At 66.8% G+C, this 25,080-nt stretch carries 22 protein-coding genes and 1 pseudogene; 11 read left to right on the forward strand and 12 right to left on the reverse strand.

Features of this window, described 5'->3' with window-relative positions; genetic code table 11:
• Positions 1–127 precede the first annotated feature (127 nt).
• Both ACLD7X_RS07790 and purU read left to right on the forward strand, forming a co-directional pair.
• A complete protein-coding gene (locus ACLD7X_RS07790) occupies positions 128–388 on the forward strand; it encodes a sulfiredoxin (RefSeq protein WP_411422984.1) in 261 nt (86 codons plus the stop codon).
• A 21-nt stretch (positions 389–409) separates the two neighbouring features.
• A complete protein-coding gene (gene purU / locus ACLD7X_RS07795) occupies positions 410–1,279 on the forward strand; it encodes a formyltetrahydrofolate deformylase (RefSeq protein WP_411422985.1) in 870 nt (289 codons plus the stop codon).
• Positions 1,280–1,359: 80 nt separating this feature from the next.
• Here the strand turns inward: purU and ACLD7X_RS07800 are convergent, their stop codons facing one another.
• The 5 genes from ACLD7X_RS07800 to acnB form a co-directional block, all read right to left on the reverse strand.
• Positions 1,360–2,724, reverse strand: coding sequence for a S8 family serine peptidase (locus ACLD7X_RS07800; protein ID WP_411422986.1), 1,365 nt, complete (start codon positions 2,722–2,724; stop codon positions 1,360–1,362).
• A gap of 137 nt (positions 2,725–2,861) precedes the next feature.
• Positions 2,862–4,493: a B12-binding domain-containing radical SAM protein gene (locus ACLD7X_RS07805; RefSeq protein ID WP_411423004.1), complete on the reverse strand. Its 1,632-nt coding sequence runs from the start codon at positions 4,491–4,493 to the stop codon at positions 2,862–2,864.
• Between the two features lie 57 nt (positions 4,494–4,550).
• Positions 4,551–5,036, reverse strand: coding sequence for a hypothetical protein (locus ACLD7X_RS07810; protein ID WP_412007190.1), 486 nt, complete (start codon positions 5,034–5,036; stop codon positions 4,551–4,553).
• Positions 5,037–5,067: 31 nt separating this feature from the next.
• Complete coding sequence (locus tag ACLD7X_RS07815) at positions 5,068–6,597, reverse strand: chloride channel protein (protein ID WP_411422988.1); 1,530 nt, start codon at positions 6,595–6,597, stop codon at positions 5,068–5,070.
• A gap of 13 nt (positions 6,598–6,610) precedes the next feature.
• Positions 6,611–9,226 (reverse strand): bifunctional aconitate hydratase 2/2-methylisocitrate dehydratase, encoded by a 2,616-nt coding sequence (gene acnB / locus ACLD7X_RS07820; protein WP_411422989.1) that lies wholly within the window; start codon positions 9,224–9,226, stop codon positions 6,611–6,613.
• Between the two features lie 131 nt (positions 9,227–9,357).
• On the opposite strand from acnB, the gene ACLD7X_RS07825 reads away from it, so the two are divergent.
• Positions 9,358–10,440, forward strand: a complete 1,083-nt coding sequence (locus tag ACLD7X_RS07825; protein ID WP_411422990.1) for a 3-deoxy-7-phosphoheptulonate synthase — start codon at positions 9,358–9,360, stop codon at positions 10,438–10,440.
• Between the two features lie 178 nt (positions 10,441–10,618).
• Positions 10,619–10,942, forward strand: a complete 324-nt coding sequence (locus ACLD7X_RS07830) for a hypothetical protein (RefSeq protein WP_411422991.1) — start codon at positions 10,619–10,621, stop codon at positions 10,940–10,942.
• A 19-nt stretch (positions 10,943–10,961) separates the two neighbouring features.
• Here ACLD7X_RS07830 and ACLD7X_RS07835 read toward each other — a convergent pair whose 3' ends face one another.
• The 5 genes and pseudogenes from ACLD7X_RS07835 to ACLD7X_RS07855 all read right to left on the reverse strand — a co-directional run bounded on the left by ACLD7X_RS07835 (position 10,962) and on the right by ACLD7X_RS07855 (position 16,244).
• Positions 10,962–11,633, reverse strand: a complete 672-nt coding sequence (locus tag ACLD7X_RS07835; protein ID WP_411422992.1) for a phosphatidate cytidylyltransferase — start codon at positions 11,631–11,633, stop codon at positions 10,962–10,964.
• Between the two features lie 13 nt (positions 11,634–11,646).
• Complete coding sequence (locus ACLD7X_RS07840; RefSeq protein ID WP_412007200.1) at positions 11,647–12,366, reverse strand: sigma-70 family RNA polymerase sigma factor; 720 nt, start codon at positions 12,364–12,366, stop codon at positions 11,647–11,649.
• 69 nt (positions 12,367–12,435) lie between these two features.
• Positions 12,436–12,648, reverse strand: a pseudogene (locus tag ACLD7X_RS07845) (sigma-70 factor domain-containing protein); the annotation flags it as partial.
• Positions 12,649–12,773: 125 nt separating this feature from the next.
• On the reverse strand, positions 12,774–14,951 hold the full coding sequence (gene ppk1, locus ACLD7X_RS07850; RefSeq protein ID WP_411422994.1) for a polyphosphate kinase 1: 2,178 nt from the start codon (positions 14,949–14,951) through the stop codon (positions 12,774–12,776).
• An 18-nt stretch (positions 14,952–14,969) separates the two neighbouring features.
• Positions 14,970–16,244, reverse strand: a complete 1,275-nt coding sequence (locus tag ACLD7X_RS07855) for an MFS transporter (RefSeq protein ID WP_425625126.1) — start codon at positions 16,242–16,244, stop codon at positions 14,970–14,972.
• Between the two features lie 155 nt (positions 16,245–16,399).
• Here ACLD7X_RS07855 and ACLD7X_RS07860 point away from each other — a divergent pair, with 155 nt between their 5' ends.
• From ACLD7X_RS07860 to ACLD7X_RS07880, 5 genes are all read left to right on the forward strand, one after another.
• Positions 16,400–18,538: an HAD-IIB family hydrolase gene (locus tag ACLD7X_RS07860; protein WP_412007276.1), complete on the forward strand. Its 2,139-nt coding sequence runs from the start codon at positions 16,400–16,402 to the stop codon at positions 18,536–18,538.
• 41 nt (positions 18,539–18,579) lie between these two features.
• Positions 18,580–19,461: an HAD-IIB family hydrolase gene (locus ACLD7X_RS07865; RefSeq protein ID WP_411422997.1), complete on the forward strand. Its 882-nt coding sequence runs from the start codon at positions 18,580–18,582 to the stop codon at positions 19,459–19,461.
• A gap of 125 nt (positions 19,462–19,586) precedes the next feature.
• A complete protein-coding gene (locus ACLD7X_RS07870) occupies positions 19,587–21,542 on the forward strand; it encodes an amylosucrase (RefSeq protein ID WP_411422998.1) in 1,956 nt (651 codons plus the stop codon).
• A gap of 13 nt (positions 21,543–21,555) precedes the next feature.
• Positions 21,556–22,152, forward strand: a complete 597-nt coding sequence (gene moaC / locus ACLD7X_RS07875; RefSeq protein WP_411422999.1) for a cyclic pyranopterin monophosphate synthase MoaC — start codon at positions 21,556–21,558, stop codon at positions 22,150–22,152.
• A gap of 5 nt (positions 22,153–22,157) precedes the next feature.
• Positions 22,158–23,396 (forward strand): molybdopterin molybdotransferase MoeA, encoded by a 1,239-nt coding sequence (locus tag ACLD7X_RS07880; RefSeq protein WP_411423000.1) that lies wholly within the window; start codon positions 22,158–22,160, stop codon positions 23,394–23,396.
• A 42-nt stretch (positions 23,397–23,438) separates the two neighbouring features.
• Here ACLD7X_RS07880 and ACLD7X_RS07885 read toward each other — a convergent pair whose 3' ends face one another.
• Both ACLD7X_RS07885 and ACLD7X_RS07890 read right to left on the reverse strand, forming a co-directional pair.
• The gene (locus ACLD7X_RS07885) at positions 23,439–23,891 is read right to left on the reverse strand and encodes a molybdopterin synthase catalytic subunit (protein ID WP_412007275.1); all 453 of its coding nucleotides are present in this window, start codon (positions 23,889–23,891) and stop codon (positions 23,439–23,441) included.
• A gap of 2 nt (positions 23,892–23,893) precedes the next feature.
• Complete coding sequence (locus tag ACLD7X_RS07890) at positions 23,894–24,154, reverse strand: MoaD/ThiS family protein (RefSeq protein WP_412007274.1); 261 nt, start codon at positions 24,152–24,154, stop codon at positions 23,894–23,896.
• A gap of 58 nt (positions 24,155–24,212) precedes the next feature.
• On the opposite strand from ACLD7X_RS07890, the gene moaB reads away from it, so the two are divergent.
• Together moaB and ACLD7X_RS07900 are read left to right on the forward strand one after the other, a co-directional pair.
• Positions 24,213–24,719: a molybdenum cofactor biosynthesis protein B gene (gene moaB, locus ACLD7X_RS07895; RefSeq protein ID WP_411423002.1), complete on the forward strand. Its 507-nt coding sequence runs from the start codon at positions 24,213–24,215 to the stop codon at positions 24,717–24,719.
• 159 nt (positions 24,720–24,878) lie between these two features.
• On the forward strand, positions 24,879–25,080 hold a 202-nt coding region (locus ACLD7X_RS07900; RefSeq protein ID WP_411423003.1), incomplete at its 3' end, for a cyclic nucleotide-binding domain-containing protein.

Raw genomic sequence — 25,080 nt, forward strand, 5'->3', positions numbered from 1 at the left:
ATCACGGTGAGGTCGTCGAGGCGTGGAGCTGACTGTATCGGCCCCGGCAGGGCGTTCCTGGATCACTGTTGCCCCTCGCCACATCCACGCCCAACGCTCTAAAACGGAGTGACTATGAGTTAGTGCCATGCGTCTCGCTGTCCTCCCCCTGGCCGCCATCCGCCGCCCCCTGGAGCGCAGCCTCGATGAGGCGAAGGTGGCGGCGCTGATGGCCTCGATCGCGGCCGAAGGGCAGAGGGAACCCATCGATGTGCTCGAGGTCGACGGCCAGTGGTGGGGGTTCAACGGCTGCCACCGGGTGGCGGCCCATGAACGTCTGGGTCTGCCCACGATTCAGGCCCGGATCCGGCGGGCCACACCCCAGGTGCTACGCATGCACATGCTCTGACGCACCCGTCCGGCCGCGACCATGCCGTCCTCGACCGCCATCCTCCAGGTGATCTGCCCGGATCGCCCGGCCCTGGTCAGCGAGCTCTCGGGCTGGGTGGCGGCGAACGGCGGCAACATCCGCCACGCCGATCACCACACCGACCTGGGGGCGGGCCTCTTCCTCAGCCGCATCGAGTGGGCGCTGGAGGGCTTCGGGCTGCCGCGGGAGGCGATCGAGCCCGCCGCGACCGCCCTGGCCGCGCGGCTGGGGGGGGAGGGTCAGCTCCACTTCTCCGATGTCCTTCCCCGCGCGGCCATCTTCGTGAGCCGCCAGGACCACTGCCTGGTGGATCTGCTCTGGCGGGTGCGGGCCGGGGAGCTTCCGATGCAGGTACCGCTGGTGGTGTCGAACCACCCCGATCTGCAGGACCTAGCGGAGGGGTTCGGGGCCAGCTTCGTGCAGGTGCCGCTCACGGCGGCCACCAAGCCGGAGGCTGAGGCCCAGCAGCTCGAGCTGCTGCGGGAGCACGGCATCGAGCTGGTGGTGCTGGCCAAGTACATGCAGGTGCTGAGCGCCGAGTTCCTGGCGGCGTTCCAGGGTGGGGGCGGGGCGCAGGTGATCAACATCCACCACTCCTTCCTGCCTGCGTTTCAGGGGGCGCAGCCGTACCACCGGGCCTGGGAGCGGGGGGTGAAGCTGATCGGGGCCACGGCCCACTACGTGACCGAGGACCTCGATGCCGGCCCGATCATCGAGCAGGCCACGGTGCACGTGAGCCACCGCGACGAGGTGGAGGACCTGATCCGCAAGGGCCGCGACACCGAGCGGCTGGCCCTCTCCCGGGCGGTGCGCCTGCACCTGCGCCGCCAGGTGATGGTGTACCGGGGGCGCACGGCGGTGTTCGACTGAGCCTCGTGCCAGGTGAAACTGTTGGCGAGGTGCAGAAACCAGGACAAGGGCAACTTCTTTCTGCTGGAGGTGAGAGTGAGTCAGGCGAGGTTGGTCATCGCCAAGGGATCGGTCCTTTCCCCCCCGAAGGTCTGGGCCAAGTCTGTACTGACCTTGAACCCTCCGATCAGCAGCAGGCCGGCCACGTGGGGAGCCGCCATGGATGTGCCGCTATAGGCCACTGTGGAGCCGTCAATCCGGAGGGATGTGATGTTCACGCCAGGAGCGGCATAGGCCACGTTGTCAACATCACCGGCACCAACGAGGTTGTCAAAATTTGTGAAAGAGGCGTTTTTGCTGTAGCGATCATGAGCACTGATCGTATAGATACCTGCCGCCGGGTTGCCAGCGCTTGCCGGGCTGAAGGAATCCACATCGGCATAGGAATTGCCGGCTGCCAGGGAAAAGCGAATCCCTTTTTCGGTGGCGGCTTGCTGAATCGCATCGTTCAGGGATTCAAAATATCCCCCGCCCAGGCTGAGATTGGCAACGTCGCCAGTCCCTGCAACTGTCATCATGTAATCGATTCCTGCAATGATCCCGCTGTAGGTGCCACTGCCCTGATCGTTCAATACCTTGATCGCAAACACCTTCGCGCCGGGTGCCACCCCGACAACACCACGGTCGTTGTTGATGGCCGCAATCGTTCCGGCGACATGGGTGCCATGGCCGTTTCTGTCGTAGAAGCCACTCTTGCGACTCCCTGTGAAATCTTTGTTGATCGGATCATTTTTGTCGAAGTTGAGGTCACCGGTGTTGGGGGAGATTCCGGTATCCAGGACAAACGCGCGTTTGCTCGCGAAGGATCCAATGGTTGAGGTTCTGTCCTGATTGCCCCAAACCCATTTCACCCCCCAGTCCAGCACCTGTGAAGTGGACTCCGCTGGAGCGTCACCCCCACCACCGGGTCCCTTGCCAGGAGGTGGTGCCGCGGCGTCGGGGCGACTGAGGCTCACCACCTGATCGGCTTCCACGCGCTTGACCCCGCCGCGGCGCTCAAGCGCCGCGGCCTGGGCGCTGGTGAGGCGGGCGGTGAGCATGCCGAGGTTCTTGAAGAGGGCCTGGGGTTGGACGTCCCCAAGGACCTCGCGAGCCCGCTCACTGAGAGGAGGGCCACCATCCTCGAGGGTGATGATGTACAGGCGTCGGGTTGCCGCCGCTTTGCTCGTGCCGGGCACTCCGGTGACGCGATCGACGGACGTCTGGAAAACTTGACCCTTCGGCGGCGTGTTCGCCGTCGTGAGGGGAACGCCTGCTGTGGTGACGCTCATTCCGGTGAGCGGATCGCTGCTGACCACAACCTCCTGCGAAGTTGATCCCTGGAGCTTAAGGATTTCTTCCTCTCCGCTCCTGCTCCGGCGATTTGGGCCGGAAGACTCCCAGGGTTCAAGAATGGAGGAAGCCATGATCCTTTGCCTGATCTCTGCTCAGAATATTAATTCTATCGCGGTTTTGTCGATCGGGCAATCGAAGGATCCGCAATTGATTTGAAGTTATTGGCTGCCGTTGCTCTCATGTTGGTCCGAGCTGCGGCTTCCCGGTCTCAGCGGTGGGGTTCAGGTTGGAGGGCCCGCCGCGCGTGCCCCTGCAGCACCTCCTTGCTCAAGGGTCCGCGCAAATGTTCCCATGGCAGCACCCGCTCCGGACTCCAGGTGCTGTGGACCACCTCCTCCCAGGGTGGCGGCGGCGGCATCCCCGCCGGTCGTTCCACCTCGCCGGCCAGCACGGCCCGGTAGGCCCGCTTCCAGCCCCCCAGGCTCTCGTGGCTGCCCCGGGCCGCGGCGATCACCGGCGCCAGGCGTCGGTCGCTGCGGGAGAGCAGCGCCTGGATCACGCTCCAGCCGTAGCTCTCGGGGCGCAGCTCGACCCCCTTGGGCTTGAGCCGTTTGGCCAGCAGCTTGAGGCGTTTCTCGGCTTCGGGCCGCACCCCCTGCCATTGGAAGGGGGTGTGGGCCTTGGGCACGAAGGTGCTCACGCCCAGGCTGAGCCGCAGGCCGGGGGTGGCCTTCTTGAGGTCCAGCAGCAGGGAAGCGGTCGCTTCGACGTCAGCCTCCTCCTCCGTGGGCAGCCCGGCCATGCCGTAGAGCTTCAGGCCGCTCAGGCCACCCTCCTTTGCGTAGTGGGCGGCGGCGAAGATCTCCTCGGTGGCCAGCTTCTTGTTCACCACCTCGCGCATCCGTTCGCTGCCGCTTTCGATCGCGATCGTCAGCGACTTGCTGCCGCGTTTGGCCAGGATCCGGCCCAGCTCCGGCGTCACCGTGGCGGCCCGCACTGAGCTCACGCTCACCCGGGTGTCCGCGAAACGGTCCTGGTCGAGCCACTGCAGCAGGTCGGCGAACTGCGGATGCTGCGTCACCGAGGCCCCCAGCAGCCCCAGCCGCCGCGTCACGGTCAGCCCCTTCTCCACCGCCGGGATCAGGCCGTCATCGAGGCTGGCGGTGCGGAAGGGCAGCGTCAGATAGCTGGCCAGGCAGAAGCGGCACAGCTCCGGGCAGCTGCGCACCACCTCCACCATGTGGATGTCCGGCCAGGCCGCCTCCGGGGTGACCACCGTGGAGTGGCTGAGCGTGTTGCCCTGCCAGGTCTGTTTGGAGATTGTGGCGGGAATGCCGCTGCGCCGGGGCACGACCTCGAGCAGCTCACCATCCGCCCCGTAGCGGGGTTCGTAGAGCGCGGGCACATAGACCCCGCTCACCCCGGCCAGGTGCACCAGACGGTCAGCCCGGGGGGCATCGCGGCAGGCCTGCAGGGCCTCGATGAAGGCCGGCAGCAGCAGCTCGCCATCGCCGAGCAGCACGGCATCGAAGAACGGCGCCAGCGGTTCCGGATTGGCGGTGAGCACCGGTCCACCGCCGAACACGATCGGGTCGTCATCGCCCCGCTCGCAGGCCCAGATCGGGATGCGCTGCTGCTCCAGCAGGTCGAGCAGCACCGGGCCATCCAGCTCCCAGCTCAGCGACAGGCCGAACAGGTCGCAGCGGCGGTGGACGGGGTCACCCCGGTCGGTGAACAGGCGCCGCACGTCCACATCGGGCCGCCTGGCCAGGGTGGCCCACACCACCTGATAGCCCAGGCTGGTGATGCCGACGCTGTAGGTGCTGGGGAAGGCCAGCACCGCGCGCAGGGCCCCGGCCTCCGGCTGGGCGGGTTCGAACAGCAGCGTTTCCTGATGCAGGGTCGACGGGGTGCGTCCGGACCCATCCAGGGTCTCACCCGGACGGATGCCCTGGCGCTACTGGCCCATGAGGGCTGAGAGCGGACCTATCAGCCCGGTGACGGCCGAGGAGGCTTCCCCGCCGCTGGGGCTGCCGCCCACGGTCTTGATCAGCAGCTGGGCCGCCTGGTCGATGGCCGGCCACTTGTCGCCCGCCAGCGGCTGGATGACGGGTGCGGCCTTCTGCCACAGCGCCGGGAAGCCCCCCAGGGTGGTGAGGGCGGCCTGCAGCTTGCCGCCGTTGAGCTGGGCATCCCCCTGCCTGAGCAGATCCAGCACCGGGTTCACGGCCGGGGCCAGCGCGGCCTGCCCGGTCGTGGTGGCGGCCTCCTTCACCGTGTCCTGCACCGTCTGCTTGGCCTGCTGACAGCTGCTGAGCAGCAGACCGCCCGCCAGCGCCCAGGCCATCCCCATGCCCAGCAGGCGGGTCCGGCGCAGGGAGCCGGCCTGATGGCGGGGGGTTGAGCCAACGGCTTCTGCCGCGGCACGTTGGGCCGTCACCATGACCACTCTGCAATGTTCATCACGAACCTATTCAGGTCGAGCCGGTCTGCCCGTCCCCGCCGGGTGTCCGTTGCAGGTTGTGATCCGGCCCCGTCTCCAGGGGCCGGGGCCGCAGTGGGACGGAGTTGAGGCGCAGGCTGCTGCCGGCATCCGGCTCAGCGGGGCCTCCGGGGGATGGGGTCTGCAGCATCAGCCGCTTGAACAGCGACTGGGGGTGCAGCAGCCGGGCCATCACCAGGCTGCCCAGGCAGGCCACCAGCACGGGCCTGAGGATCAGCAGTTCCTTGGTCACCGCGAAGGTCAGGAAGGTGGCACTGATCGGCGCGCGGGCGCAGGCGGCCATGAAGGCCCCCATGCCGGCGAACACCGCGGTGCTGGGAGCGGCGAGACCGAGCTGCTCCAGCGCGGCAGCCGCAGCCAGCCCCAGCGCTCCCCCGAGGGTGAGCATCGGCGCGAACAGTCCGCCGGGCGTGCCCGCCGCTGCTGCCATGCCGGTGGTGAGGAACACCACCAGAAAGATCGCCAGCGCCTTGGCAAGGTCCACATCGCCTTCGGCGATCGCCTGCCGGATGCCGGCGCGGTTGAGAAAGTCCGGCGGCAGCCAGGCATCGACCAGCCCCAGCAGGGTGCCGGTGGCGGTCATCGCCCCGGCCAGGGGAATCCGCCAGCTCTGGCGCAGACGCTGCAGCCCCATCACGTAGCGGCAGTAGAGCTCGGCGGCCATGGCCACCAGGGCTCCCAGCAGGAAGAGCCACAGCAGGTCGATCGGGCGCACGACCACGAAGGCCATCACCTGCCGCTGCAGCTGGAAGATGCTGTCGGAAGCCCCGACGCCCGACTCCGGTTCGAGATTGACCAGCCGGGCCAGCCCGAGCAGGTCGGCCCAGGTGTCGGCCCAGAAGGTGGTGACCAGCACCAGCAGCATCACCACCGGTCGGGCGCCCTGCAGGAGTTCTTCGAGCGCGTAGAGGAAGCCGCCGATCGGCGCCCTGAACACCGCCGCAATGCCGGCGCCGCCCCCGGCGGCCACGATCAGCCGGCGGAAGGCGTTGGGTGCACGCAGCAGCCGGGCCATCTCCCAGCCCACCGAGCTGCCCATCTGCACCGAGGGGCCGGAGGGACCGAGCGGAAAACCACTGCCGATCGCCACGATCCCGGCCACCAGCTTCACGGCCGCCACCTGGAACCCCATCGGAATCGGCTGACGCCGCAGGAACTGCATCACCTGCGGAATCCCCGAGCCCTGGGCGGCCGGGGCCAGCAACTGCACCAGCAACCCCGCCACCAGGCCGCCACCGCCGCCGATGGCCGGCAGCACCAGCCAGCGGGGGCCCAGCTCCAGCATGTGGATGCGCCAGCGTCCCAGCCCATCGAGGCCACTGCGGAAGACCAGCGCGGCGGTGGCGGCCCCCAGCCCCGTGACGATCAGGGCCAGCACCACCACCAGCCAGCGATGCTCCAGCAGCTGCCGGATGGACGTGCTGCGCACGGGCTCCAGCCGCGGCAGGCGCAGCGCGGTGGTGCCTGCGGGTCGTGGTGTCAGTCGCAGGCGACCCAGCATCGGGCCGTCCCCATCAGACCCCGGCCAGCACTTCAGCCTCCGCCTCGGCGCTCACCACCCGCCCGGAATCCTCGAAGCCCTCGATCTGATCGAAGTTGAGGTAGCGGTACAGCTCGGCTCCGTAGGGGTCAATCTTCTCGGCGGCGATCGCCAGGTACTCCTCCTTGCTGGGGATGCGGCCCAGCTGGGCGCACACCGCCGCCAGTTCGGCGCTGCCCAGGTACACCTGGGCGCCGTTGCCGAGGCGGTTGTTGAAGTTCCGGGTGCTGGTGGAGAACACCGTGGTGTTGTCCTCCACCCGCGCCTGGTTGCCCATGCAGAGCGAGCAGCCGGGCATCTCCATGCGCGATCCGGCAGCTTCGAAGATGGCGTAGTAGCCCTCCTCCTTGAGCTTCTCCTCGTCCATGCGGGTCGGTGGGCACACCCACAGCCGGGCGGCGTTCTCACCCTGGCCCTGCAGCACGTTGGCAGCGGCGCGGTAGTGGCCGATGTTGGTCATGCAGGAGCCGATGAACACCTCATCGATCCGCTCGCCCGCCACGTCACTGAGGGTCTTGACGTTGTCGGGGTCGTTGGGGCAGGCCAGGATCGGCTCGGTGATCGCATCGAGGTCGATCTCGATGATCTCGGCGTACTCGGCGTCGGGGTCGGCCTCCATCAGCTGCGGATCGGCCAGCCAGGCCTCCATCGCCTTGATGCGGCGCGCCAGGGTGCGGGCATCGCCGTAGCCGCGGGCGATCATGTTCTTGAGCAGCGCCACGTTGCTGCGCAGGTATTCGCTCACCGTGTCCACCGAGAGCTTGATCGTGCTGCCGGCACAGGAGCGTTCGGCGGTCGCATCCGTCAGTTCGAAAGCCTGCTCCAGCTTGAGATCGGGCAGGCCCTCGATCTCCATGATCCGGCCGTTGAACACGTTCTTCTTGCCCTCCTTGGCCACGGTGAGCAGCCCCTGCTGGATGGCCACGTAGGGGATGGCGTTGACCACGTCGCGCAGGGTCACGCCCGGCTGCAGCGAGCCGCTGAATTTCACCAGCACCGATTCGGGCATGTCGAGCGGCATGGCGCCGATCGCGGCGGCGAAGGCCACCAGGCCCGAGCCGGCCGGGAAGGAGATGCCGAGGGGGAAGCGGGTGTGGCTGTCGCCGCCGGTGCCCACGGTGTCGGGCAGGAGCATGCGGTTGAGCCAGCTGTGGATGATGCCGTCGCCGGGCCGCAGGGCCACGCCGCCGCGGGAGGCCATGAAGTCGGGCAGCTCGGCGTGGGTCTTGAGATCCACGGGCTTGGGGTAGGCGGCGGTGTGGCAGAAGCTCTGCATCACCAGATCCGCCGAGAAGCCCAGGCAGGCGAGCTCCTTCATCTCATCGCGGGTCATCGGCCCGGTGGTGTCCTGGGAGCCCACGGTGGTCATCAGCGGCTCGCAGCTGGTGCCCGGCCGCAGGCCCGGCAGGCCGCAGGCCTTGCCCACCATCTTCTGGGCCAGGGTGAAACCCTTGCCGGTGTCGGCCGGGGCCGCCGGGCGGATGAACAGCTCGCTGGGGGGCAGCCCCAGCTGGGCGCGCACCTTGTCGGTGAGCGAGCGGCCGATCAGCAGGGGGATGCGGCCGCCGGCCCGCACCTCATCGGTGATCGTGCTGGGTTTGAGCTCGAAGCGGGCCACGATCTCACCGGCGCCGGGCTCACCGGCGGCGCGCTCGATCGTGCCGGCGTAGGGCCGGATCGTGATCACATCGCCGGAGTTCAGCGCGGTGACGTCGCACTCGATCGGCAGGGCGCCGGAGTCCTCGGCGGTGTTGAAGAAGATCGGCGCGATCTTCCCCCCCAGGATCACGCCGCCGCCGCGCTTGTTCGGCACATGGGGGATGTCGGTGCCGGTGTGCCACAGCACCGAGTTGATGGCCGACTTGCGCGAGCTGCCGGTGCCCACCACGTCGCCCACGTAGGCCACGGGATGGCCCTTGGTTTTCAGCTGGGCGATCAGCTCCAGGCCGCCGGGCATGCGGGTCTCCAGCATCGCCGTGGCGTGCAGGGGGATGTCCGGGCGGGTGGTGGCGTGGGTGGCGGGGGAGAGGTCGTCGGTGTTGGTCTCGCCCTCCACCTTGAACACCGTCACGGTGATCGCGGCCGGCAGTTCGGGCTTGGCGGTGAACCACGCCGCAGCGGCCCAGCTGTCCACCACCTGCTTCGCCCAGGGGTTGGTCTCGGCCAGGTCCAGCACGTCGTGGTAGGCGTCGTAGACCAGCAGGGTGCGGCTGAGTCCCTCGGCGGCGGCCCGGGCGATGACGTCGTCGTCGCTGCCGAGCAGCTCGATCAGGGCCCCCACGTTGTAGCCGCCGATCATGGTGGCCAGCAGCTCCACGGCCTGCACCGGGCTCACCAGGGGGCTCGACGCCGTTGTCTTGGCCACGCCGGAGAGCCAGCCGGCCTTCACGTAGGCCGCCTCATCCACCCCCGGGGGGATGCGCTCGCTGAGCAGGTGCAGCAGGAAGGCTTCCTCGCCGGCGGGGGGAGCCTGCAGCAGTTCGGTCAGGGCCTGGGTCTGCTCGGCTGTCAGGGGCAGGGCCGGCACCCCCAGGGCCTCGCGCTCTGCCGCGGCGGAGCGGTAGCGGGTCAGGAAGGTGTCTTCAGCCATGCCCAGCGGGGTCCATCTCTGAACCCATTGTTCTTGGCCGTGATCCCGACTGTTGGTGTGAACAGCTGCAAAAGGCGGCTGTCTAGGGTGGAGAGTCCCGGCACAACGCCAACTTCTGGCCCCTTTCAGCCATGCACGCCACCACCAGTGATCTCCATGTGGTGGAAACCCGCCCGCTGGTGTCTCCGGCCCTGCTGCACCGGGAACTGCCGATCACGGAGCGCACCGCGGACACCGTGCAGCAGGCCCGGGAGCGCATCCAGGCCATCCTCCACGGCCGAGACTCCCGGCTTCTGGTGATCGTCGGGCCCTGTTCGGTCCACGACGTGGCCGCCGCCAAGGATTACGCCGACCGGATCGCCGCGGCCCGCGACCGCCACCGGGGTGAACTGGAGGTGGTGATGCGGGTGTATTTCGAGAAGCCCCGCACGACGGTGGGCTGGAAGGGTCTGATCAACGACCCCCATCTCGACGGCAGCTACGACATCAACACCGGTCTGCGCCTCGCGCGGGAACTGCTTCTCCACGTCGGTGAGCTCGGACTGCCGGCGGCCACCGAACTGCTGGATCCGATCGTGCCCCAGTACATCGCCGATCTGATCACCTGGACCGCCATCGGCGCCCGCACCACCGAGAGCCAGACCCACCGCGAGATGGCCTCGGGGCTCTCGATGCCGATCGGCTTCAAGAACGGTACGGACGGCAGCATCGCCACCGCCATCAACGCCGTCGAGGCCGCGGCCCGCCCCCACCATTTTCTGGGCATCAACCAGGAGGGCTACGCCTCGATCATCACGACCACGGGCAATCCCGACGGCCATCTGGTGCTCAGGGGCGGCAAGGGCGGCACGAACTACCACCCCGAGGCGATCGAGGAGGCCGCCCTGGCCCTCGAGGCCCTGGGTCTGCCCTCCAGGCTGATGGTCGACTGCAGCCACGGCAACTCCAACAAGGACTACCGCCGCCAGGCCGAGGTGGCGGACCAGGTGGCCGCCCAGGTGGCCGCTGGCAGCCGGCACGTGATGGGGGTGATGCTGGAGAGCCACCTGGTGGCCGGGAACCAGAAGATTGCGGCGGATCTCTCCACCCTCACCTACGGCCAGAGCATCACGGACGCCTGCATCGATCTGAGCGCCACCACCGATGTCCTGGAGCGGCTGGCGGCTGCCGTCCGCAGCATCGCCAACCGTCCGCAGCCGGTGGGTGTGGGCTGAAACGGCCAGCCGCTCCTCGCGGCGCGCCTCCAGGTGAGACGCCAGGCTGATGTTCTGGCACTCGAATATCGAGAGTGCTGACTATCCGGTCGGGGCCCACTTCTGCAACAGACTGTTCTTCGTGAACAGCATTTCGTGCGGCTGTGCATAGGGTTTCTGCAGTTCCTCGGGGGCAGTCATGACCTTCCTCCTTCAGTTCTGCGGCCTGACAGATCCTCTGCAGATGTTCTATCTGGAACAGGCGCGCGGCCCGGCCTTCGCCGGTTTCCGGCCCTTCCAGCTGGATGATCTGCTGGGTTGGTCCCAGGCGATCGGCCGCCAGCGGCAGTGGGATGGCGTGGCCATCCACAACGCGGTGATGGAGGCGTGGCTGGAGAAGGCGGAGCTGATTCGCCAGTGGCAGCTGCGGCTTCGGGAGGAACCCGGCGACCGGGTGGTGGTCGCGGGTCTGGGGACGCCCCAGGACTGGGAGCGTCGCTGCGAGGATCTCCTCGAGGCCTAGCGGCACCCCTCGCGGCGCCCTAACCCAGCCTCTGCCACAGCCAGGCCACCCCGAGGGGGACCGTGAGGTTGTCCACGCCCACCAGCGCGACCTGCTCCAGCAGGGTCGCCGCCGCCGCCATGGCCACCACCGCGCCAGGACCGGGACCTCCCACCGTCGCGCTCAGGATGCCGAGCACCGTGACACTGGCGAGCCCCATCACAGCCGTGCCGGCCACGGAGCGGCGCTGGCCCAGCACCTTCCAGCTCGGCGACGGCCAGAGGGGGCCCAGCAGTCCCGCCAGCCCATCCCCCAGGGCCATCACCAGCACGCCGGCGGCCACCGGGGCCGGCTGGTCAGGCCAGAACCACCACAGCAACAGGGTGATCGACGCCCCGTAGGCGACGGTGCCGTAGCTGTGGCGCCCCACATCCTCCACCGCCGGCAGCAGCCGGGTGCGGTGGTTCAGGGCAGCCAGCACCGTGACAAGGGCGGCAGCCGGCAGGGCCACCCCGCGATCAATGCCCAGGCCCCAGGCCATCGGGATGACCAGGCCTGTGCCGATGTGCACCAGTTTGCGACTCCATTCCCGCTGCGCCTGGGCCAGCTCCCCGTTCCAGCGACGGCGCACCAGCACGGCAGCGGCGCTGAGGACGGCCAGCCATCCGGCCACCGCCAGCACGGCGACCAGCTGATGCTGCCAGTCGGTCACCCGGCGCCTCCGCTCAGGCGGCCTGCTGGTAGTTGCTCATCAGGCGCAGCTTCATGATCGCCTTGGCTTCCAGCTGGCGCACCCGCTCGCGGGAGACGTTGATCAGCCGACCGATCTCGGCCAGGGTCAGCGGCTCGGATCCTTCCAGCCCGAAACGCAGCCGGATGATCGTCTGCTCACGCTCGTTCAGCTGGGACAGCCAGGCACCGAGGTGTTCCTTCTGGATGTGGCGGTCCATGGAGTCGAAATGCTCGTTGCTGGCCGGATCGGCGATCAGCTCTCCCAGGGTGCTGCGGTCCTCCTCGCCCCGGGCATGGGCATCGAGCGAGGCACAGGGAGCACTCTGGGCCATCAGCTCCTCGAGTTCCTCCGGGCGCATGTCCATGGCATGGGACAGCTCCAGCCGGTTGGGCTGCCGGCCCAGCCGATGGGAGAGCTCCCGCGTGACGCGGCGCATCTTGGAGAGCTTTTCACTGATGTGGATCGGAAGCCGGATGGTGCGGGCGCTGTTGTCGATGGCCCGGGTCATCCCCTGGCGGATCCACCAGTAGGCATAGGTGGAGAACTTGTAGCCCATCGCCGGATCGAACTTGTCGACGGCGCGCTCCAGACCGATCGCCCCTTCCTGCACCAGGTCCAGCAATTCCAGGCCCTGGTTCTGATATTTCTTGGCCACACTCACGACCAGGCGGAGGTTGGCGGCCATCATGCGGTCGCGTGCCCTCTGGGCCATGCGTAACTGTCGCTTGTGCTTCGGGGTCAGCTCATCAACTGGTACGGACTGGAGGCGTTTTCCGGCCTGAACGTGATGGGCGAGCTCGATCTCTTCGGCCGGTGTGAGCAGTGGCACACGGCCGATGTTGCTGAGATACCAGCCGATGGAATCGGCACTCAGGCGGCCGGACGAACGGGGTCCTGTCGCACGTGTAGCCTGGCCTGTCGCAGTTAGAGATTGGGCCGACTTCTTGACGTCAACCAAGGTGACGCGAGAAGCGGATTGCGTAGGCGTCCCCACACCCTTGCCTCCGAATTTGGATTTGCGCGGAATGTAGCACTCCTGCCACCCTTGCAACGGTGTGAATTGGAAGACTTTCTGTATCGATGCATTAATGATGTTTTTGGTGTCAAATGATGCGGTTTTTATGCAGTGGAGCCGGCCGCTTTGCCGACTGGCTCACGCGCTGCCGTCAGGCCCCCCCGCCAGCGCTTCATCAGCGTCGCCTGGGTCAGGGTGGCGTCGCCCTCGACGGGGCGCTGGCTGAACTGCCCTTCGGGCCCCATGTGCCAGGCGCCGGCGTCATGGAGGTAGAGATCCAGCAGCTCCTCCAGGTGATGGCGCAGCACGGGGTCTTCCACCGGCGCCACGGCCTCGACCCGGCGGTCGAGGTTCCGGGTCATCCAGTCGGCGCTGCCGATGAAGACCTCCGGCTCACCGGCATTGCCGAACCAGAACACACGGGAGTGCTCGAGAAAGCGGCCGATCACGCTCACCACCTCGATGTGGTCGCTGATGCCGGCCATGCCCGGCCGCAGGCTGCACATGCCGCGCACCACCAGCTGAATCCTCACGCCCGCCTGTGAGGCCTCGTAGAGGAGAGCGATGATCGCCGGGTCGACCAGCGAATTCATCTTGGCGCGGATGTGACCCTCACGCCCGGCCCGGGCGTGGTCGATTTCCCGGCGAATCAGTTCTTCCATCCTGCTCCGCAGGCTGACCGGAGCAACCAGAAGGCGGCGGAAGCTCTGCTGCTTGGAGAACCCCGTCAGGTAATTGAACAGTTCCACCAGATCCGCCCCGAAATCGGGGTTGGCGGTCAACAGGCCCAGGTCGGTGTAGAGGCCGGAGGTACGGGCGTTGTAGTTACCGGTGCCGATGTGCACATAGCTGTTGAGCCTGTCCTTTTCCTTGCGCACCACCAGCAGGATCTTGGTGTGGGTCTTGAGACCGATCACGCCATACACCACGTGGACCCCGGAGCTTTCCAGTCGCTTGGCCCACTGGATGTTGTTGTCCTCGTCGAAGCGGGCCTTCAGCTCCACCAGGGCCATCACCTGTTTGCCATTCTCCGCGGCCCGGATCAGCGCGGACACCACCCCCGAATCCCTGGAGGTGCGGTAGAGGGTCATCTTGATGGCGAGCACCGAGGGATCGTCGGCGGCCTGGTTCAGGAACTCCTCCACGGAGGTGGTGAACAGGTCGTAGGGATGCTGCAGCAGCACATCCCCGCGGCGGATCACCGAGAAGATGCTCTCGAACTCCTCGGCCTTGATCGATCCGTCCTCCAGCAGGCTCTTCTGGGCACGGGCCAGGGCCGGGGCGGTGCGCCCCTTGTGGGGTTTCTCCTTCAGCTGCGGCAGGGGTACCGCCATCAGGCTCATCAGATCGTCGAGTCCGAGCGGACCATTGATCCGGTACACGTCCTGGGGCTCGACCGCGGTGCCCTCCATCAGCAGCTGCACCACCGACTCCGGCATCTCGTCGGCCACCTCCAGGCGCACGACTTCGCCGCCGCGGCGACGTTTGCGCAGCCCCTCCTCCAGGGCTTCCATCAGGTCGTCGGCCTCCAGGTCCCGCAATTCCAGGTCGGCGTCGCGGGTGACCCGGAAGAAGTAGTGCCCCTCCACGCTCATGCCGGGAAACAGCAGGGAGAGGTTGAAGGCCACCACCTGCTCCAGGGGGACGGCGGTGAACACCGGTGAAGGTTGTCGGTCGCTCAGGTCCGTGGGGATCTGCACGAAGCGCGGCAGGATTTTCTGCGGCACCTTGACGCGGGCGAACTCCTGCTGTCCCGTCTCCGGATCCCGCACCAGCGCGGCCACGTTGAGGCTCAGGTTGCTGATGAAGGGGAAGGGGTGGGAGGGGTCCACCGCCAGGGGGGTCAGCACCGGAAAGATGGCGCTGCAGAAATAGTCGTCCACCCAGGAGCGCTGGGCGTCATTGAGGTTGGCGTAGTCGATCAGCTGAAGGCCGTACTCCGCCAGGTGGCTCTTGAGGGAGTGGCGGTAGTGCTGCTGCTGCAGTTCCAGCAGGGGCCTGAGTTTCTGGCGGATTGCCTCGAGTTGTTCCTGGGGGGTGAGGCCGTCATCGCTGAGGCAGGTGACACCCGCTTCCAGCTGGGACTTGAGGGTCGCCACCCTCACCATGAAGAACTCATCGAGGTTGTTGCTGAAGATGGCGCTGAACTTGGCCTGCTCCAGCAGGGGGCGCCGCTCGTCGAGCGCCTGGGCCAGGACCCGGTAGTTGAAGTCGATCCAGCTGAGCTCCCGGTTGATGTAGAGCTCGGGCGGCACCGTGGGTGCGGGATTGGCTGTGACCATCTGGGCAACGTAGCAATCTCAGCGGGTCTTCCCCGGTGTCGTGCCCGCTTGACGGGGGGCATCGGGCAGCCCCCCGGCCACCAACAGCACCACCCCGCACATCAGACTGATGCCCAGCCAGAACGGGCTCCGGTGGCCGATGGTCTCGTAGGCCAGGCCGGCCAGGGGGGGGCCGATGAAGCCGGCCAGGCTCTGCAGACCCTGCAGGCTGCCCAGCGCGGCACCCTGGCCGGAGTCATCCAGCCGGCGGGAGACGAGCGACCGCAGGCAGGGGGTGACCAGGCCGGTGCCCAGGGCCAGGATCGCCAGGCCGCTGAACACCGACACGGTGGCGCTGCCGGGGTTGGCGCTGGCGATCAGCAGGCATCCGGCGATCACGAAGCCGAGGCCAGCCAGGCTGAGTCGCCACTCGCCGAACCGTTTGACCAGCGGACCGATCAGCCCACCCTGCACCACCGTGGCCACCACTCCGACAACGAGAAAGGCCGCGCCGGCCAGGCCGGGGCCCCAACCGAAGGCCTGCTTGAAATAGAGCACCAGCACGGCGGTGAAGCCGCTGAAGCCCAGAAAGAACAGAAAGAAGGCGCAGCACAGGCGCCGGATCCGCTCCTGGGCGAACACGCGGGCCAGTTGGCCGAAGGGGTGCAGATCCCGCTTGCGGGGCAGGGGACGGCGCGCCTCGATCGGATGGGTTTCCGGCAGCAGGGTGATCACCAGCACCAGGTTCAGGGCCGCGATGCCCACGGCGAGCAGCAGGGGCAGGGTCACACTGATCTGTCCGAGCAGGCCACCGAGGGCAGGGCCGAGGATGAAGCCCAGCCCGAAGGCCACGCCGATCAGGCCGAAGGCCTGGGCGCGCTTTTCCGGAGGTGAGATGTCCGCCAGGACGGCGCTCGCCGTCGCGGCGGTGCCGCCGCTCACCCCGTCGATCAGCCGCCCCGCGAAGAGCAGGGCCAGGGGAACGTTGCTGCCGGCGGCCCAGGGGATGGTTCGCCAGTCGGTGGCGATCGTCAGGGCGAACAGTCCCAGACCGAGCACGGAACCGGCCACGCATCCGGCGATGACCGGCTTGCGCCCATGGTGGTCGCTGAGGGCGCCGATCAGCGGTGTGAAGCTGAACTGGGCGAGGGCGTAGCTGCCTGCCAGCAGTCCCAGGGTGCGTCCGTCGTTGCTGAACCCCGCCAGCAGGAAGGGCAGCAGCGGAAAGATCAGCGACTCACCGAGGCGGTCGTTGAGCAGGGTCAGGAACGCGCACAGGAGGGTCGGTGCTCGTGAGCGCTGCAGGAAGGGCACGGCGACGTGCGGGATCTTCCTCACCCTCCCACGGCCGTTGTCCCTCGCTGCCCTTGGGCAACGGCCGAACCGCTGCTGCCCACGCCGGCTTGTGGCGGCCTTCGGGTGGGTGCAGGCTGACGGGAGTGTCCCGGCGTCCCGGTCCGCGCTCCGCCATGCCCTCCACCAGCCCGCCGTTCAGGATCCTGCTGATCAGCATCCACGGCCTGATCCGGGGGGCCAACCTGGAGCTGGGCCGGGATGCCGACACGGGCGGCCAGACCAAGTATGTGGTGGAGCTGGCCAAGGCCCTGGCGAGCTGCCCGAGGGTTGCCGGTGTCGAGCTGATCACCCGCCGGATCAGCGACCCCGCCGTGAGTGCGGACTATGCCCGTCCCGTGGAGTCTCTGGGGGAGAAGGCGCGCATCGTGCGGATCGAGGCCGGTCCTCCCGATTACCTCCGCAAGGAAGAGCTCTGGGATCACCTCGACAGTTTTGCGGACAATCTTCTGGCCTGGATGCAGCAGCAGCCCTGCTGGCCGGATGTGGTGCACACCCACTACGCCGACGCGGGCTATGTGGGCGTGAAGCTGGCCCACATGACCGGGCTGCCCCTGGTCCATACGGGCCACTCGCTCGGGCGTGACAAGGTTCGCCGCCTGATCGCTGCGGGACTGTCGCTGGATCAGATCGAGGAAAGCTACAAGATGTCTCGGCGGATTGATGCCGAAGAGGAGGTGATCACGGAGGCCTCGCTCGTGATCACAAGCACCCGCAATGAAATCGAAGACCAGTATGAACTCTACGACTGCTACAGCCCCGACAAGATGGTGATCATCCCACCGGGTACGGACCTGCAGCAGTTTCACGTTTCCGACGATCAGGAACAGGGCGATGGCACCATGTTTCGGGATAGTCTTGAGCTGTTTCTCAAAGATTCCGCCAAGCCGATGATTCTGGCCCTCTCAAGGCCAGACCTGCGCAAGAACATCGTTACGCTCTTGGAGGCTTATGGTGAATCAAAGCCGTTGCAGAAGCTCGCAAATCTTGTCATCGTTGCGGGCAACCGTGAAGACATCCGGGATCTGGATGAAGGCCCTCAGGCCGTCTTCACGGAGTTGCTCCTGGCCATCGATTCCTATGATCTTTATGGGTGTGTCGCCCTGCCCAAGCACCACACCTCCGAGGATGTGCCGCTCATCTACCGATTGGCAGCCAGATCCCGGGGCGTCTTCATCAATCCCGCTCTGACGGAACCATTCGGACTGACCCTGCTGGAAGCGGCAGCCAGCGGGCTTCCCCTGGTGGCCACCGAGAATGGCGGTCCTGTCGACATCATCGCCAACTGCCGCAATGGATTGCTGGTGGATCCCCTCAACAAGCAGGCGATGGCCCAGGCCCTGTTGTCTATCCTGGAGGACCGTGACCGCTGGACTGAATATTCGGAGAATGGCGTGAACTATGTTGCCCAGTACTATTCATGGCAGGCCCATGCCGATGCCTATCTCCGTCAGCTTGAGTTGCTTGTCCAACGCAAGACGCCGGCTTTGGGCACGTCCAGAATTCAGCGCAGCTCCGGCCGCCGTGGCAAGGCCATCTTCACAGCGATCGATAACACGCTGCTGGGCGATCGCGAAGGCCTGGATCTTCTCAGTCAGTTGATCCGCCAGCGCGGCAAGGATTGCCTGTTCGGGATCGCAACCGGCAGACGACTGGATTCGGTGCTGGCCATCATGCGTGAATATGATATTCCTGTGCCGGATATCCTGATCACAAGCCTCGGAACTGAAATTTACTATGCCCCCAACTGGCTCCCGGACCTGGCCTGGGCCAAGCACATCAACCACCTCTGGACCCCCCAGGTGCTGAGGGCCATTCTGAAGGAGCTTCCGGGGCTTCAGCCCCAGCCCAGAAAGGAACAGAGTCCATTCAAATATTCCTATCACTATGATGGCAATCTGGCGCCATCACTGGATCAGATTCGCGCCATGCTGAGGCACCAGGAACTTTCCGTGAATGCCACCCTGTCCTTTGGGCAGTTCCTCGACTTTGTCCCGGCGCGAGCCTCGAAGGGTCAGGCACTCCGGTTTGTCGCCCAGCGCTGGAATATCCCGCTGGAGAGGATTCTGGCCACCGGTGGTTCTGGAGGGGATGAGGATATGCTGCGCGGCAACACGCTGGGTGTGGTCGTGGCGAACCGACATCGGGAGGAGCTCTCCATCCTTGGAGATACGGAGCATGTCTATCTGGCTGAGCAATCCCATGCCAGAGGCATCCTTGAGGCGATCGAGCACTATGACTTCCTCAACCTCTAGCCACGTTGCCCTGGGTCCGAGCTGGGAGGGGAGAGGGCGCCATGGCTGATCCAGGCCTGGCCGCCGGGACGGCCCCAGCCCCGGAACGGCTGTTGCTCTGCACCGATCTCGACCGCACCCTGCTGCCCAATGGCCGCCAGCCGGAATCGCCTCAGGCGCGCCCCCTGTTCGCCCGGCTGGTGCAACGCCCGGAGGTGACGTTGGCCTACGTGAGTGGCCGCGATGCCGGCCTCGTGGCCGAGGCCATCCGCGATTACGCCTTGCCCACGCCGGACTGGGTGGTGGCCGATGTGGGCACCACCCTGCTCCAGGTTTCCCCCGAGGGCTGGATCTCCCATCGGGGCTGGCACCAGGCCATCGGCAGGGATTGGGGTGGGCGTACGGCCTCCGACATCCAGGATCTCCTCGCAGATCTGGATCGCCTCCACTTGCAGGAGCCGAGCAAGCAGAACACCTACAAGCTCAGCTTCTACACAGAACTCGGCTCCGACGTCTCCAGCCTCCAGGTGGAGATGCAAAGGCGATTGAATCGCCAGGGATTCCAAGCCAGCCTGATCTACAGCATTGATGAGCCAGCTCAGATTGGGTTGCTGGATGTTCTGCCGGCTTCGGCCACCAAGCTCCATGCCATCCAGTTCCTGATGCAGACCCTGAATTTTCCGATGTCCCAGACCCTGTTCGCCGGTGACAGCGGCAATGATCTGCCGGTCATGCAGAGTGAGCTGCCCTCAGTGCTGGTCGCCAATGCAGATCAGACTGTGATCGCCCAGCTGGACTGCAAGCCCGGCGAGCGCCATTCCGAGTGGAACCTCTATCTTGCCAGGGGGGGCTTCATGGGCATGAATGGCAATTACAGCGCGGGTATTCTCGAAGGATTCCTGCACTTCCATCCCCACCTGTCCACCTGGCTGGAGGCGTGCTGAGACGGGGCCGACCAGTGGCCACTCTGGCACAGCCTCCCGCTCCCCAGCAGTGGGTCCGGAGGCCAATCGACCATGATGGTCTGGGGAAAGGGTTGTAGCCCCTTCGTGCTCCATGGATTGCCGCCATGTATGAACAGGTCTCGCACTCTCTGCTGAACGCAATCCTTGACGATCTGAAGCCGGAAATTCGTCGCCAGGATCTCAGGCACTTCTACACGCGACTGGGCGCCAACTTCTACGCTATCCATTCCCTGTTTTACACCCTTTACGGGGATCGACCCGACTTCAAGCGTCAGATGCTTCGCCTGGTGGAGGCGATGGCCGAGGCCTATATCAACCGCAGGCCGGAGCTGGAAGCGCTGGATATTGCCCGTGAGAAAGATCACAACTGGTTTCTCTCTCAGCAATGGGTCGGCATGGCGCTGTACACGAACGGCTTTGCCAAGAACCTCAGAGATCTGGCTGACAAGACGGATTATTTTCAGGAACTGGGTGTCAACATGATTCATGTGATGCCGATCCTGAAGTGTCCGATCGGCAAGAGTGATGGCGGCTATGCGGTCAGCGACTTTCGGCAGATTGATGAGCGGGTAGGGGATCTCGCCGACCTGCAACATCTGGCGGCTGAGCTGCGGCGGCGGGACATCCTGTTGGTGCTCGACATCGTGATGAACCACACCTCGGACGAACATCACTGGGCCCGCCTGGCCAGCGAGGGTGATCCCGTCTATCAGGATTATTATTATATGTACGAAAGTCGTGACATTCCTGACCTATTTGAGCGCACAATGCCCGAGGTCTTCCCGGAGACTTCGCCTGGCAACTTCACCTGGAATGAGCAGGCCCAGAAATGGGTAATGACTGTCTTTCATGGCTATCAATGGGATTTGAACTACAGCAATCCTGAGGTGTTCATCGAGATGCTCGGTGTTGTGCTCTTCTGGGCTAACAATGGCGTCGATATCATGCGCCTGGATGCTGTTGCGTTTCTCTGGAAGGAGATCGGCACAGACTCTCAGAACCAGAGGAATGCCCACCTGCTGCTGCAGCTGATGAAGGATTGCTGCCAGGCAACCGCCCCTGGCGTGTTGTTCATCGCCGAGGCGATTGTAGCCCCTGTCGAGGTGATTAAGTACTTCGGCGAGGATGCCATCATCGCCAAGGAATGCGAGATTGCCTACAACGCCACCTTGATGTCGCTCCTCTGGGACGCTGTGGCGACGCAGAACGCCAGGCTGCTGTCACAAGGGTTGCAAAGTCTGCCCAATAAACTTGATCGGGCGACCTGGCTGAATTATCTCCGTTGTCATGATGACATCGGTTTCGGATTCGACGATGTGGATGTCCGTGCTGTCGGCTATGACCCTAAGGCGCACCGGCGCTTCCTGCTCGACTTCTTCTGCGGTCAGTTCGAGGACTCGCCGTCTCGCGGCCTGCCCTTCATGCAGAACGAGGCCACCGGCGATGCCCGCATCTGTGGATCGCTGGCTTCTCTGGCGGGCCTGGAAAAGGCCGTGGCGGAGGCTGATCCCAAGCAGATCGCGACGGCCATCAGCCGCATTCTCCTGCTGCACAGTGTGATTCTTTCCTTTGGAGGAATTCCTCTTCTCTACAACGGCGATGCCCTGGGCCTGCTGAATGACTATGGCTACCGGGAGGATCCCGCCAAGGCCTCCGACAACCGCTGGGTCCATCGGCCGAGCATCGATTGGCAGCATGCCGAGACGCGTCATCAGGCGGGCACCATGGAGCATCGTCTGTTTTCGTCGCTGCGGCGCATGATTGCCATCCGCAAGTCTTTGGTGGCCTTTGCCGATTTCAACAATCGGGAGTTGCTCGCCACTGGAAACGACCATCTGCTCTGCTTCCTGCGTGCCTACCCGGCCCGACCTTCGGAGCAGGTGCTGGTGGTTGCCAATTTTCATTCCACGCCGGAGCCCCTCAGTGCCGAGGCGCTGTGTCGTCGCGGGCTGGACCTGGCGGCTCCGCAGATCGACCTGTTCACCGGTCGCAGGCCCCTGCGACGGGAGGGCGACATCCTGCTGCAGAGCTATCAGTTCTACTGGCTCAAGCAGGTCTGATCCCCACAGGCCGATGACCTGCCTGAGTCAGTCCAGCCACGGCGGCGGATTTGCTCCCATGATGTCCAGCGCTCCCCAGCGCCGGCCCCGGCCCCGCAGCATGGATGGATCCCAGCTCAGTCACCTCAATGCCCGCGGGGAGGTGCGCATGGTGGAGGTGGGTGATCGCCCCCAGACCCTGCGCACGGCGGTGGCCGAGGGGGTGATCGGCCTGGGGCCGGCCTTGCTGAGGGCCGTGCTCGATGGCCGCACCCCCAAGGGGGATGTGCTGGCCGTGGCGCGGGTGGCCGCCATTCAGGCGGCCAAGCGCACCGCCGAACTCATTCCCCTCTGCCACCCGATCGCCCTCAGCGGCGTTGATGTGGCCATCACCCCCACCGAGGATGCGGCGGGCCTCAGGATCACCGTGACGGCCCGCACCACGGGCCCCACCGGCGTGGAGATGGAGGCGCTCACGGCTGTGCAGGTGGGTCTGCTCACCCTGTACGACATGGTCAAGTCGGCAGAGCCGGCCATGACGATCGGCCCGGTGCGGCTGCTGCGCAAGGAGGGGGGGCGCCATGGCCCCTGGACGCACCCTGAGGTCGCCGCGTCCGCGGCCCCGGCTTGAGCGCCATGGCCGAACCGTTTCCGCCGGAGGGCCTGCCTCTGGACCAGGCCCGGCGTCTGGTGCTCGATGGGCTGGTGCGCCGACCTGGCGTGGAGACGGTGGCGCTTGCCGCGGCGCTGGGTCGGGTGACGGCCGCTCCCGTGTCGGCCCCTGAGGCCATCCCGGGCTTCCGGGCCTCCGTCATGGATGGGTATGCCCTGGCGGGCCCGTCTCCCCCACCGCTGGGCAGCCGCTGGACCCTGGTGGGGCGGGCCGCTCCGGGAGCTCCCTGGGCGGGCCCTCTGGCGCCGGGGGAGGCCGTGCGCATCCTCACGGGGGCGCCGCTGCCGGCTGGGGCCGGCTGGGTGGTGCCCCAGGAGCTCGTCGGGCTGGAGGCCGACCAGGCCATCCGGGTGGAGAGGGCCGTGGGCACGAACCCCTGGATTCGAGCCGCCGATGAGGAAGCGGCTGCCGGCCAGGAGCTCCTGGCGGCTGGACAGCGGCTGGGGCCGGCCGATCTGGCACGGCTGGCCAGTTGCGGGGTGCCGGAGCTGGCGGTCGTCCCCCGTCCCCGGATCGGCCTGCTGATCAGCGGCGATGAGCTCACACCGGTGGGCGCGTCCCGGCGCCCCGGCGCGATCTGGGAGAGCAACGGCACCCTGTTGGAGGCCCTGCTCACCCGGCTCGGTCAGGCGGTGGCGATGAAGCGCGTGGTCCCCGACGATCCGGCGGCGCTCCGTCAGGCTCTCGAGCTCCTCGCGGAGCGGACGGATGTGGTGGTCAGCACGGGGGGGGTGTCCGTCGGGGACAGTGACTGGATCCGGCCCCTGCTCGAGGACCTGGGCAGCGTCGCCTTCTGGAAGCTCTTCCTCAAACCCGGTCGACCCTTCGCCTTCGGGACGTTGGCAGGCAAGCCTTTTTTCGGCCTGCCCGGCAATCCCGTCGCCGCGGCGATCACGGCCCTGCAGTTGCTCTGGCCTGCCCTGCAGCGGCTGGAGGGCGCGGAGCTGCAGCTGCTGCCGAGGCTGCGGGTGCGGCTGGCCACCGCGCTGTCGCGGGCCCCGGGCCGGCCGGAACTGGTGCGGGCCACGCTGGAGGTGGGACCCCAGGGAGAACTGCTGGCCAGGGTGGCGGGTCCCCAGGCCTCCTCGCGCCTTGGGTCCCTGCAGGCTGCCGACCTGCTGCTGGAGCTCCCGGCTGCCTGCGGATCCCTGGCGGCCGGAGCGGAACTCTGGGCCCAGCTGCTGCGCCTGCCCATCTTTTAGGCGATCACCTTCACCTGGACTGGCTCAGGAGGGGCGGGCGGCTCACAGCGCCGTGTTGCCCGCCAGCCAGCGGCTGTGGCCATCCAGGCCGTGCTCCCGCTTCCAGAACGGGGCGTCGTGCTTGAGCCGCTCCAGCAGGGCCTGGCAGCAGCGCTGGGCAGGACCGCGGCGGTCGGCGACCACGGCGACCAGCACGATGGCGTCTCCGGGCTCCACCAGGCCGACCCGGTGGTGCACCATCACGGCGATCACGCCGTGCTCCCCCATGAGCTCCCGCGCCTGGCTGTCGAGACACCGCTCGGTCATCCCCGGGTAGTGCTCCAGCTCCAGGCCCGTCAGGGGTTCCCCGTGGCCGCCGCGGCCGCGGGCCCGGCCCACGAAACTGGCCTCCGCCGCGGCCGGGCCACCGGATTGCCGCGCCAGCAGCTCATGCCAGCTCTGCAGCAGCGCCAGCGGTTCGAAACGCGCCGGGTGGAGGGCGATCAGCGGCTCCATGCTCAGCCGCCGCTGATCGGAGGGAGAAAGGCCAGCTCGTCGCCAGGGCGCAGGGGCTGATCGGCGGACGCGAAGCGCTGGTTGATGGCGATCCGGATTCCGGTGGCTCCGGGCTGGCAGGCCTCCAGGCCGAGCTCCGTCCAGATCCGGGCCGGGGTCGTCCCAGGCTCCAGCGGCAGGCGGATGAGGCGCTCCCCCCAGCCGGCCCGCTCCCGCAGCGAGGCGAAGAGCAGCACGCGCAGATCACCACCGCCGGGTCCCATCGGCTCGTTCGAACAGGCGACTCCTCCTAGACCAGGATGGTCGTTTGGAGCGGTTCCGGTGGGTCTCGCCATCGCCCTGCTGACGGTGTCCGACACCCGCACCCTGGCGGACGACCGTTCCGGAGCAGCCCTGCTGGCGCGCCTCGAGGCCGACGGCCATCGACTCGTCGCCCGGCAGCTGGTGCCGGACGACCGCTACCGGATCCGGGCCGTGGTGAGCGGCTGGATCGCCGATCCCGACGTTCAGGTGGTGCTGAGTTCCGGTGGCACGGGCCTCACCGGACGGGACGGCACACCGGAAGCTGTCGCCCCCCTCCTCGACAAGACCATCGACGGGTTCGGCGAGCTCTTCCGGGTGCTGTCGTTTGAGACGATCGGCACCAGTGCACTCCAGAGCCGTTGTCTCGCCGGGGTGGCGAACGGCACGGTGGTGTTCGTGCTGCCGGGTTCCCTCGATGCGGTGGAAACGGCCTGGGATCGGCTCATCCACGCCCAGCTGAGCGACGCCACCCGTCCCTGCAATCTGGTGCAGCTGCTGCCGCGTCTCCTGGAGGTCGCGGACTGAGGTGGGTTCGGGGTGTGAGCGGCTGTGCAACGTCCCGTCCGGGGATCTAGCTCGGAGGGACATTCTTGGACAGACTGCGGGTGCGGCAGTGGTCCAAGCTGCGGAGCCCACGATCCGACCTGCCAGCCCTTTTCACTCCGTGCCGCTCCTGCCTGCGCCATGACCAGCGATCCCACCGACCTCAAGGTCCAGAGACTCCGGGAGGTTGGCATCTTCTCCGCGACACCCGAGGATTTGCTGCGCCAGTTGGCCGATGCCCTCGCGGAGGTGGAGCTCGCCCCCGGCGAGCCGCTGTTCGCGAAGGACGATCTGGGCACCTGCATGTACGTGGTCGTCTCCGGCCTCGTCCGGGTTCATCTCC

Origin of the sequence: Aphanothece microscopica RSMan92, assembly GCF_046613545.2 — a bacterium.
Classification (GTDB): Bacteria; Cyanobacteriota; Cyanobacteriia; order PCC-6307; family Cyanobiaceae; genus NIES-981.